Genomic DNA, 3,626 nt, shown 5'->3' with positions numbered 1-3,626 from the left:
GTTATATTTGTCAGAGTACAGGATATCAACACTGGTTGTTATGCGACCACGACTTTGACTTTAATAGTCGAGCAGGCACCAATAGCAGCGACACCAACACCATTAACGTATTGTGATGCTGATAGTGATGGGTTTGGGGTGTTTACTTTAACCGATGCCGATAATGAGATTACGGGAGGCGATCCTTCATTAACGGTAAGTTATCATGAGACTATGGCCGATGCCGATAATAATGTCAATGCTTTAGTTAGTCCGTATAACAATATCGTAGAGAATCAACAGACGATTTATGTACGAGTGGAGAGCGCAACTATCGCCACAGATTGTGCAACGATAGTAGAGCTGATTTTAATTGTAAATCCAACACCACAGATAGAAGATCCAACACCACTTGAGGCATGTGACGATATATCTGCAGATGGTTTTGCACAGTTTGATTTGACCATTAAGGATGCAGAGGTATTGGATGGCTTAGATCCATTACAATATATCGTGACCTATTACGAAACGCAGGTTAATGCAGAAGCAGGTACTAATGCGATTTTAAATCCAGTGAACTACACCAACATTATAGCCTTTAATCAGACCTTATGGGTTCGAGTAGAGGATTCGGCCAATGGTTGTTATAAGTTAACTACATTAGATTTGATAGTCAATGCATTACCAGTGCTTGTGCAACCAACACCATTGGAGCTTTGTGATGATAATAATCCAGGAGATGAGATAGAGGCCTTTACGCTGGAGGATGCCAATGCTCAGATGTTAAACGGTCAGACAGGAATAAGTTTTACTTACTATGAAACGCAACTGGATGCTGATAATGGAACAAATCCAATTACCAGTCCATACATGAATACGAGTAATCCTCAAACGATATTCGTTCGCGCTACTAATGATGTTACGGGCTGTTTTGTAAGCACAACAGCTACGATACTCTTAAGAGTGAATCCAATCCCATCACCAGCGACACCAACAGATTTAGAAGTTTGTGATTTAGACAATGATGGTTTTGAGGAGTTTGATTTAGAGAGTAAGACCCTTGAGATTATCAATGGAGAATTAGATGTTGCCATAACATATCACGAGACTCAGAGTGATGCTGATATGGGGTTAAATGCGCTTGTTAGTCCATATACGAATATTGTAATGGATGAGCAGATGATTTATATCAGAGCAGAGAATACAATTACAGGATGTTTCAATACTTCAGAGGTTCTGATCATTCGCGTATTACCATCACCAGAAGTTCCAGTAGCTATAGATGATTATGTTATCTGTGATGTGAACAGTGATGGCATTGCACAGTTTGATTTGACCACAAAAAATACAGAGATTTTAGGGACACAGTCAGTTGCAGATTTTATGTTAACCTATCATGTGACTCTAGCCGATGCACAATCAGGTGCTAACCCGATAGCCAATGTTACAAACTATACCAATGTTACTAATCCACAGACGATTTATGTACGTCTGGTAAGTAATGTCAATGGTTGTGTAACAGCAACGGGCTTCTTTGAGATTCGAGTAGAGTTACCACCAGAGGCTATTCAGCCAACACCATTACAATTGTGTGATGATGAGATAGCAGACGAGGTTACAGTTTTTGATTTAACAGTCAAGGACGATGAGATTACCGGAGGCGAGGCTAGTTGGAGTGTTTCTTATTATGAGACTAGTGCAGATGCACAGTCAGGCGTTAATGCAGTAGATGCATCAGCCTATACCAACACATCAATAAATGGAGCACCAGGGAATCCACAGACATTATATGTTGTGGTTACCGATACCGATACGGGTTGTGTAGATTACACGACATTAACGATACGAGTATTACCCAATCCAACGCCCAGTTTAGATCCAGATAACATTGAGTTATGTGATGATTTGAACCCTGGAGACATGGAAGAGGTGTTCGACCTTACTCAGAATGAGGCTTATATTATCAATGGTGAGCCAGGGGTTACGGCGACTTACCATGAAACTTTGGAAGATGCAGAATTGGGCTTAAATGCTATTGTTGATCCAACGGCTTATACCAACATAAGCACACCACAAACGATTTATGTACGAGTGACCAATAATATAACAGATTGTTATACACTGGTGACTTTTGATATCCTTGTGAATCCACTACCAGATGTTGTAGCCATCACAGATTTTATACTCTGTGAGCTTAATACCGATGGTGTAGATCAGTTTGACCTGAGTAGTAAAGATGCAGAGGTATTAAACGGACAGGATTCAGCACTCTTTACAGTGACGTATCACGTGTCACAATCAGATGCAGATAATTTAAGTAATGCGCTATTGAGTCCTTATACGAATCTAACGAATCCACAGCAGATTTTTGTTGCCATAACAAATAATGACACGGGTTGTTCTATAAGTACGCCAACCTTTAATATAGAAGTTCAAGAAGCAGCAGAGGCCAACAGTGATATGCTACCTATTTTAGAAGAGATTTGTGATGATCAGATGGATGATGATGGCGATTTAAGTAACAATAGCGCTCAGTTTGATCTGACGCCAGTTACGGATGCTGCGGATTTGGATCCGGCTAGTGTTCAGGCACAGGTATTAGACGGACAGGATCCTGCGAATTATATAGTGACCTATTATGAGACAGAGATGGATGCTGAGTTAGGGGTTAACCCGTTACCGTTCTTGTATGAGAATATAGTAAACCCACAGGTGATTTATGTACGTGTGGATAATGATACGCAAGGAGCAGCCTTATTGAATTTAGATTTAACAACCCTTACGGTGGGATTAGATTTTAATGGTGATGGCACAATAGATACGATAGACACCGATGGCGATGGTGTTTTCGACCTGATAGATGTCGATGGAGATAATGTATCTGATGGATTTGATACGGACTTGGATGGCTTGATTGATTTTATAGATTTAGATGGCGATAGTTTGGGCGATTTAGTAGATCTGGATAATGATGGAATTGTAGATAATGCCTTTGATAGTTCCATTTGTTATGCAGTAGCACCACTGACACTTCAGGTGAATCCATTACCAGTATTTGAATTGGATGCAAGTTATATATTGTGTGTGGATACAAATGGTACAGAGGTTTTAAATGTACCAGTATTAGATACAGAACTGAGCACACCAGAGTATGAATTTGAATGGAGTTTGAATGGCACCGTTATAGCAGGAGCTTTAGAGGGCAGTTATCTACCAGAAGAAGGCGGAACATATAGTGTTACGGTAACCAATGCAGCAACGCAGTGTGCGAGTAGTGGAATGACAGAAGTTATCGAGAGCGCACCACCAGAGATTGTACTTATAGATGTGATTACAGATGCATTTTCAGAGCTGCACATCATCGAGGTTAGTGTCACAGGACCTGGAGATTATGAGTATAGTTTAGATGAAGGCGCATGGCAGGATAATAATATATTTACAGATGTATCAGCAGGCGATCATTTAATTACGGTAAGAGATAAGATTGGTTGTGGATATGTAAGTGATACAATAACAGTGATGGATTACCCTAAGTATTTCACGCCCAATGGCGATGGCTATAATGATACGTGGAACATTAAGGGTATTGCAGAGCAACCAAGCGCAAAAATTTATATATTTGACAGGTACGGAAAACTATTAAAACA

Annotated in this window: 1 protein-coding gene; it reads left to right on the top strand. The window is 40.2% G+C overall.

What is annotated here, in order from left to right; genetic code table 11:
- The coding region (locus TD18_RS16065) for a T9SS type B sorting domain-containing protein (RefSeq protein ID WP_152611402.1) at nucleotides 1-3,626 on the top strand (3,626 nt) is incomplete at both ends.

It is taken from the genome of Psychroserpens mesophilus (assembly GCF_000826645.1).
GTDB classification, from domain to species: domain Bacteria; phylum Bacteroidota; class Bacteroidia; order Flavobacteriales; family Flavobacteriaceae; genus Psychroserpens; species Psychroserpens mesophilus.
This window is presented reverse-complemented; position numbering and strand designations above follow the sequence as displayed.